Source organism: Desulfovibrio legallii, assembly GCF_900102485.1.
GTDB lineage: Bacteria > Desulfobacterota > Desulfovibrionia > Desulfovibrionales > Desulfovibrionaceae > Desulfovibrio > Desulfovibrio legallii_A.
In genome coordinates, this window is the sequence record NZ_FNBX01000007.1 from 116,220 (window position 1) to 124,328 (window position 8,109).

Annotated in this window: 4 protein-coding genes; 2 read left to right on the top strand and 2 right to left on the bottom strand. The window is 67.3% G+C overall.

What is annotated here, in order from left to right; all coding sequences use genetic code 11:
• Positions 1–96 precede the first annotated feature (96 nt).
• Both BLS55_RS05995 and BLS55_RS06000 read left to right on the top strand, forming a co-directional pair.
• Complete coding sequence (locus BLS55_RS05995; protein WP_092153453.1) at positions 97–2,664, top strand: PEP/pyruvate-binding domain-containing protein; 2,568 nt, start codon at positions 97–99, stop codon at positions 2,662–2,664.
• Between the two features lie 75 nt (positions 2,665–2,739).
• The gene (locus BLS55_RS06000) at positions 2,740–4,005 is read left to right on the top strand and encodes an MFS transporter (protein ID WP_092153454.1); all 1,266 of its coding nucleotides are present in this window, start codon (positions 2,740–2,742) and stop codon (positions 4,003–4,005) included.
• A gap of 74 nt (positions 4,006–4,079) precedes the next feature.
• Here the strand turns inward: BLS55_RS06000 and BLS55_RS06005 are convergent, their stop codons facing one another.
• Positions 4,080–5,879, bottom strand: a complete 1,800-nt coding sequence (locus BLS55_RS06005; RefSeq protein WP_143339525.1) for a methyl-accepting chemotaxis protein — start codon at positions 5,877–5,879, stop codon at positions 4,080–4,082.
• On the bottom strand, positions 5,876–7,735 hold the full coding sequence (locus BLS55_RS06010; protein WP_092153456.1) for a bifunctional diguanylate cyclase/phosphodiesterase: 1,860 nt from the start codon (positions 7,733–7,735) through the stop codon (positions 5,876–5,878). Before BLS55_RS06010 ends, BLS55_RS06005 begins: the two co-directional genes overlap by 4 nt.
• Positions 7,736–8,109: the final 374 nt, after the last annotated feature.

Consider the following 8,109-nt stretch of genomic DNA (forward strand, 5'->3'; position numbering starts at 1 on the left):
AGGCCTTGCGCGGTACGTTGCAGGGCTGCGGGCATCGCGCAATAGCCTTGCAACGCCCGCAGGCGCAATGCCAAGGCCTTCCTCCAGGAGGTTTCCATGCTTCCTTTACTGCGCAGATTTTTGAGCCGCACCCCGGCGCGGTCCGGACGCGAACAGGCCCTGGCCTCGTTCAACAGCCGGTACGAATCCTTCAAAGAACTGCTCCAGGCCAATGCGGATCTGGCGGGCGTGCTGGCGGCCCTGGACGCGGCCCAGCGCGGGGACAAGCGCATGGACGTGGGCCAGGTACGCAAAAACGCGCGCCGGGCCGTGGTCTTCAGCGAGCGCATGGCCACGGCCCTCAACCGTCTTGCCAGCGGCGGCCAGGCCGCCCTGCTGCAGGCCGTGCGGGCCCTGGGCGCCCGCATTGAAGCGGAGCTGACCCAGCACGCTCAGGGCGACGTAGCCCAGCTTGTCCTTTCTCTGGACGAGGTAGACGCCAGCATGGCCTACAGCGTGGGCGGCAAAAACGCCAATCTGGGCGAACTGCGCAACATGCTCTCCATGCCCGTGCCGCGCGGCTTTGCCATTACCATCCAGGCGGGCAACATCTTTCTGCTGCGCACGCCGGGCCTTTTCAAAAGTATTTACGACCTCCTGCGCTCTGTGGATCCGGACAAGCCCGAGGGCATTGCCGCCGTTTCCCGCCAGGTGGAGGCCCGCATTCTGGAGGCCCCCATGCCGCCGGAAGTGGAACAGGCCCTGCTGGGAGCCTGGGATGCGGCCTTTGCCCCGGACGCGGACGCCGTGGCCGCCCTGCGTTCCAGCGCCATCGCCGAAGACGGCGTGCAGTCCTTTGCCGGTCAGTACCGCAGCATCCTGGGCGTGACCCGCCAGGATCTGCTCACGGCCTTCCGCCGGGTCATGGCCAGCCTGTTTTCGCCGCGCGCCCTGGCCTACCGCGCCGGGCACGGCTATGCCCTGGACGCTACGGGCATGGGCCTGTGCTGTGTGGAGATGGTCCGGGCCAAGGCCGCAGGCGTGGCTTTTTCGCGCCACCCTGTGGATCTGCGCTCCAACTGCGTGGTCATCAACGGCCTCTGGGGCCTGGGCGAAATGGTGGTGGACGGCTCCGGCACCCCGGACCAGTGGCTGGTTTCGCGCGCCACAGGCAAAATCGCCAAGGCAACCATCGCCCACAAGGAAGTGCGCCTGCGCCTTTCCCGCACGCCCGGCGGCCTGGTGGAAAGCCTCCTGGAACCCGTGCCCGACGCCCTGCGCGACGTCCCCTGCCTGAGCGACGACCAGGCCCGCGCCCTGGCCCGCATGGTGCTGGACCTGGAACGCCACTACCAATACCCGCAGGACATGGAATGGGCCGTGGACGAGGACGACCAGATCGTCCTGCTGCAAACCCGGCCCATGGGCCTGGACAGCACGGCGGAGCTGGCCGTGGCGCCGGCCCTGGGGCACCTGCGGCCCCTGCTCGCCGGCGGGGACGTGGCCGCCAGGGGCGTGGGCTGCGGGCCTGTGGTGCCCGTGGCCGAAGGCGAGGACATGACCCACTTCCCCGAAGGCGCGGTCATGCTCCTGCCCCACTCCTCGCCCAACGCCATGGCGGCCATGCGCCGGGCCGCGGCCATTGTGGCGGAAACAGGCAGCCTTACCGGGCACATGGCCTCCCTGTGCCGGGAATTCGGCGTGCCCACAGTCATGAACCTGCCCGGGGCCGTCAGCCTGCTGACCCCCGGCCAGGTGGTGACCGTGGACGCCCTCTCCGGCCGGGTCTACAACGGCGAGGTGCCGGAGCTGCTGCCCCTGCGCCTGGTGCGCCCCAAAAGCCGGGCAGACACCCCGGCCCTCATGCTGCTCCGCCGGGTGACCCCCTACATCCTGCCCCTGCACCTGGTGGACCCCCAGGCCGCCACCTTTACGCCGCAGCACTGCACCTCCCTGCACGACGTCATGCGCTACGCCCATGAGCTGAGCTACAGCCAGATGTTTCAGATTTCGGACAGCGTAAGCGAAAAAGACGCGGGCCTGGCCTGCCGCCTCGCGGCCCCCCTCCCCCTGGACCTCTATATCATCGACCTGGGCGGCGGCCTGCGCCGCGCGGGCCGGAACGCCGTTACCCCCGAAGACGTGCGCAGCACCCCCTTCCACTGTCTGCTCGGCGGCATGCTCAACCCCGCGGTGCAGGCCCACGGCCCCCGGCCCGTCAACATGCGTGGCTTCCTTTCCGTCGTGGGCCAGAGCGTCATCGGCGGCAACCAGGAAACCGGCTCCCGCTTCGGTCAGCGCAGCTACGCCATCGTTGCCGACCGCTACCTCAATTTTTCTTCCCGCGTGGGCTACCACTACGCCATCGTGGACAGCTGGTGCGGCGATACCCTGAGCAAAAACTACATTCGCTTTGAATTCGCGGGCGGGGCCGCCGGCAACGTGCAGCGGGAGCGCCGCGTGCGCTGCATCGGCCTGATCCTCCAGGAACTCGGCTTTACCGTGAACATTACCGGTGATAGAATCCGCGCACGCTTCCAGAAGTACCCCCGGCACGAACTGTGCGCGCGCCTGGACCAATTGGGGCGTCTTTTAATCATGACCCGGCAGATGGATATGCTTATGGTGGACGAGGCCGCCGTGCAGACCTACGCCGCCAACTTCCTTACCGGCGAATACCATTGACCGGAGCGCCCCCGGCTGGCTGCCGCCCGCCGGAGGGCCGCAGCTGCCCGGTCCACACTTTTGCCCCGAGGCCCCATGCCGCCCCACGCCTTCACCGCGCCAGACCAGGCCCAGCCGCCCACCAGGACGCCGCCCGCAGACGCCGCGCCCCAGCGGCTTCTGAGCCGCGACTTCATCCTGCTGTTCTGCATGACCATGTTCTGCAACAGCTTTGTGGCCGTGTTCTACTGTTTTGAACAATGGCTGGAAAAACTCTCCGTCAGCCCCAACTGGCGCGGGGTGCTCATTGCCTCCATGTTTGCCATGGTCCTTCTGTTCCGCCCCCTCTCCAGCGTCTTTTTCCTGCGCCGGGGCAAACTCCTGGCCGTGGGCGCGGCCATCCTCGTCTCCAGCGGCGTCATGCTGGCCTACGCTCATGTGGCCGGGCCGCACCTGGTGGCCCTCATCTGGCTTCTGCGCATTGTCCAGGGCATCGCCCTGGCGGTCTTCTCCAGCTGCACTGTGGCCGTGCTGGTGAGCTGCATCCCCAAAGGCCAGAGCGCCAGGGGCTTCGCCCTCTTTTCCCTCACCCTGCTCCTGCCCTACTCCGTCATCCCCGCCCTGGGCGAACAAATCCTCCCCCTCCTGGGCGGCGAACCGCACCTCTTCGGCCTCATGGGCCTGCTGGGTCTGCCCTCGCTCCTCATGCTCCTGCCCCTGGCCCCGCGCCTGCGCAAACCTGAGCTGCAAACCGTCACCGAAGGCGGCGCTTCCGGCCGCGAGCTCTGGCGCGCCGTGCGCCACTCCGGCCTGCTCTTCGTCTACCTGGCCTGCATGACCTTCAGCATCATGACCGTGCTGGCCATCTTCTTCATGAAAGGCCTCTGCTCCGTCACCGGCGGGCAGCCCGCCTGGTTTTTCAGCACCTATACCCTCACCATCATCCTGGTGCGCCTCCTGGGCAGCCGCAGGCTGGACTCCCTGCCCCGCTACCGCGTCACCCTGCTCTGCTGCGCCGTGCTGGCCTGCACCCAGCTGACCCTGGCCTGGGGCCCCCTCTGGGCCTTTGTCCCCGCCACAGCCCTCTACGGCCTGGGCCTCGGCCTGCTCTACCCCCTCCTGGCCGCCGCCGTATACGACCGCTCCTCCCCCGACGCCCGCTCCCTCAACTCCAACATCATGATGGCTACCTTTGACGCCAGCGGCATGCTCGCCCCCCTCCTGGGCGGTATGGTCGTGGACGCCGGCTGGGGCTACCGCGGCGTGTTCGTCGCCACCGCCGTCTCCATCTCCCTCTGCGGCTGCTGCATGCTTATCGACGGCCTGCGCCAGCGCCGCAGCGGACACGGGGAACGGGAATAAGGAAATTTTTTTGCAGCGAAAGGGGGCCGTTGCCTGCAATCGTCCCTTTCCGCCGCAGTATCCCGCGCCTTCCGTCAGCACTGCTTCATGCTTTCCACCAGACCGGCCAGGTGTTTGGCCTGGGCGGCCAGGTCGTCCACGGCGTGCACGGCGGCGGCCATATGGTCGGCGGTTTGCGCGGCGTTTTGGGTTACGCTGCGGATGGTCGCGGCCACGGCGGCGGCGGATTCCGTCTGTCCGGTTCCGGCTTCGGCGATGCGGCGCACCTGTTCCGCCGTAGCGTCCACGGTGGCGACGATGGTTTCCAGGGCCGCGCCGGACTGGCGGGCGAGGCCCGTGGTGTTGGCGATGCGTTCCACTGCGGCGTCCAGCGAGGCCATGCTGTGTCCGGCGCTTTGCTGCATGGCGGCCACGGCGGTGTGGACGTCGTGGGTGGAGGCCACGGTTTTTTCCGCCAGATTGCGCACTTCCTGCGCCACCACGGCGAAGCCGCGGCCTGCATCGCCGGCGCGGGCCGCTTCTATGGCGGCATTGAGGGCCAGAAGGTTGGTCTGGTCCGCGATATCCGCAATGACGTCCATAACGCGGGCAATGTCCCTGGTGTGGGCGTGCAGGCGGGCCATGTCCTCCTTGAGGCGCAGGGAGGCGGACTGCACGTCTTCCATACCCTGCAGGGACTGACGGACAACGGCCGCGCCGGATTCGGCCTCAGCGCGGGTCCGGGCTGAGGAGGCCGCTGCGGTGGCGGCGTTGGCGGCTACCTGGCGGGCCGCATCGTGCAGAGATTGGGTATCGGTTGCGGCTGCCTCCAGTTGCCGCGCGGTGAGGGCGGCGGCGCGGCCGGTCTGTTCCGTGCGGTGGGCCAGCCGGTCAGCGGCGTCGGCCACCACGCGGGCCACCTCTTCCAGGTCTGCGGCGGCACGCAGCAGGGCGGCGCTTTTGGCGTCGGCCTGGGCGCCGGCCTGCCGGGCCTGCTCCAGGGCCTGACCGGCCCGGCGGGATTCCTCCCTGGCTCGGTCAGACTGGCGGCGGGCCGTGTCCATATGGGTTTTGATGGCGGCGGCCATGCGCAGCAGGGCGGCATAAACCCCACGGGACGAGCCCGTGGGCTCCAGGGCGTAAGCGCCGTCGGCCACCTGATCGGCGATGCGGCGCAGGCGGGCCGGATCCGCCCCCAGTTGTCGCCGCACAGAGACGGTGATGGCGCAGGCCACGGCCAGGCTGACGAGGATTACGGCCAGGCCCAGCGCACCCGCACGGCGCAGCAGACGGCGCACGCCCTGATGGACCTGAGCGGCTTCTTGCCGGCCGGCCTCCACATCCGCTGTGACCAGCTGGTCAAAAAAGCGGGCCAGGCGCAGGAAGTCCGCGCGGTCGCGGGTGAAGCGGGCTATGGCGCCCTCCGTATCGCCCTCCAGGGCCAGGCGGACGACCTCTTCACGCGGCGCCGTCGTCTGGCGCATGAGGTCGCTGACGGTGGCCCAGAGGGTGGCTGAAGCCTCGGCCACGCGGCCCTGACGGGCCGCAAGCAGATCGTTGTAAGCGGCGGCCTGGCGGCCCAGCTGACGGAGCGTGCGTTTGATGCGGCTGTGGTACTCAGTAATGGTGACCTTGTCCGTATGGGTGGTGAGGGCGGCCAGGTCCGACCGCGCGGAATAGAGCAGCATATTCATGGACTGTACGGCCACCACGGAGGGCAGCAGCTCCTGATCCATGCGGGCTACGGCGCTATTGAGGCCTTCTGCGCCGCGGAACAGGACGACAAACTGGATGAGGATAAGCGCGATGATGCCGGCAAAAGAGAGAAAGAGCTTGCAGCTGAGGGGCATGGAGGCTCCGGTGGGAAGGCGCAGGGCGATGCCGTGACTGTTCATAAAGCGATGCGGCAGTTGCTGCCCGGCAGGGCTTTGCATTGTTTTTTGAGCGCGGCGGCGGCGCGGGCCAGCTCCGCCACGCTCTGGTGGCGCGCGGCGTTGACGCCCACAATACTCAGGGACATGAGCGGAAAGCGCTCCTCCGCGCCGGCCCGGTTTTTGCCGTCCAGATAGCCGCGGGCAGCGTCTTCCGGGCTGTAGAAGGCGGGCACGGCCTGGTCGAAGGCGGCGATGCAGTCTTTGGCGATGCGCGCGGCCTGCTGGCAAGGGCTCACGGCAATAAAGTCGTCCCCGCCGATGTGCCCCACAAAGGACTGCTCAGGGGCGATCTCCCTGATGCTGGCCGAAAGGCGCTTGAGCACCTTGTCGCCGTTGTTGAAGCCGTATTTGTCGTTATAGGCTTTGAAGCTGTCTATATCGAAGTAGAGCACGCAGGCGGGCAGGCCCAGGCGCACCAGGCGTTCCAGCTCAATGTCGATGAGGGCGTTGCCCGGCAGTTCGGAAAGAGGGTTGAGCTGGCGGGCGTTGGCTACCTCAAGCTCAATGCTTTTTTCCAGCAGCTCCTTGACGGTGACCACCCCTAGGTAGCGTCCTTCGCGGGTTACCACCACAAGGTCGTAAAGCCTTTCGTCGTCGCGGGTCATGGCCAGGCGGGCCACCCTGTCGATGGTGGTCTGGTGCTCCACGTGCAGAAAGTCCTTATCCATGACCACATCCGCCGTTTTGCCCGCAAAAAGGGAAAAGCCGAACCGGCCGCTCAGCTGGCGGTGCAGGCGGTGGCGCGTCACCGTGCCCAGGGGAACGCCCCCGCTGACCACGCACAGGCCGTGGAGCGCGGCGTCGTTGTCAAACATTTCCGCCAGGTCGGCGATGGGGGTGGAAGGCGGCAGGGCCACGCCGGGCCGGCAGAGGTTTTTGACATGAAACTTGTGGACCCGCGCGCCGAAAAAGCGGTTCTTGATTTTGTTTTCGCGTTGAATGACGCGCAGGGCGTCCTGTTCCGGCGGCAAAGGATCCGCGTGCGGCCGGCGGAGGAAAAAGCCCTGGCCGTAAGGCACGTCAAAGCCCACCAGCGTGGCCAGCTCGGCTTCCGTTTCAATGCCTTCGGCGATGAGGCGCGTGTTGGTAAGGCCCGCAAACTCCTGCATGCTGCGGATAAGGGCCTGGCGCACCAGGTCTTTGTCCACCCCGCGCACCAACTGCATATCCAGTTTGATGAAATGGGGCTGCACGTCCGAAATGAGGTTGAGGCCGGAATACCCCGCCCCGGCGTCGTCAATGCTGATCTGGTAGTTCTGGGCTTTATAGTGTTCAATAATACCCAGGAATCCCTGCAGATTAGCTACTGATTCGCGCTCGGTGATTTCAAAAACGATGTCCTCGGCGCAGAGGGCGAAGCGCGTGAGGTATTCGCGGGTAAAGCCCTCCCGAAAGCGCGCGTCCTGGATGATGTTGGGGTTGACGTTGAGAAAAAGGCGCAGCCCTGCCGGAAGGCGTCGGGCCGCGCGCAGGGCGCTGTGCCGGAAAAGATGCTCCAGCTCCAGCATGCGGCCGTGGCGCAGGGCCGCGGCAATAAGCGCATCGGGCTTTTCCAGGGGGCCGCCAGCCGGGCCGCGGCTCAGGGCCTCGTAGCCGAAAACGGCGCCGTCCCGCAGCGAGACAATAGGCTGGAGCACCGTGCGCACGGCCTTGGCGCGCAATATTTCGTCCAGCAGGCGCGCTTCCGTTGCGCCTGCGGTGCGGCTTACAGGCGGCGGCAGCGGTCGCCATTGGGTGGGGTGACGCAAAAAATCCGCCGGTGGCGGCGTGGTTGCGCGGCCGCGCGGCCGCGGCAAGGAAACGGACAGCCCGAGCATGGCAGCCTCCGGAAAACCTTTTGAGTGTGCAGGTAGTCAGGAGGTACGCGGGGGGTGTGACAGGGGCGTTACAGTTCTCTTGCGTTCTCTGCCAGATTCTTCGGGGCGGGGACGGCCGGGGGGCAGGCCCCTGCCTGCAGACTGGTTTGCCCTGCGGGCAGGGCGGTTCATTTTTTTGCGTAGGGGCCACGGGCGGGGCGCTGACGCCGTGGCGATGCGGCTCCGCCCCCCCCCAAAAGCCGCCGCGCCCTCGGCACGGGCATCCGGAAGGATGGCGGCGAGGGCCTCAGGCAAGGGTATCCGGGGCGGCGGGACGCTGCGGATTTTGGTCCCTGGCAAGGAAGCGGCCCCGCCCGGACTCGGCACGGGCATCC

Coding starts and splice junctions, on each gene's coding strand:
- BLS55_RS06000 (WP_092153454.1), top strand. CDS start 2,740: ATGCCGCCCCACGCCTTCACCGCGCCAGACCAGGCCCAGCCGCCCACC.
- BLS55_RS06005 (WP_143339525.1), bottom strand. CDS start 5,879: ATGAACAGTCACGGCATCGCCCTGCGCCTTCCCACCGGAGCCTCCATG.
- BLS55_RS05995 (WP_092153453.1), top strand. CDS start 97: ATGCTTCCTTTACTGCGCAGATTTTTGAGCCGCACCCCGGCGCGGTCC.
- BLS55_RS06010 (WP_092153456.1), bottom strand. CDS start 7,735: ATGCTCGGGCTGTCCGTTTCCTTGCCGCGGCCGCGCGGCCGCGCAACC.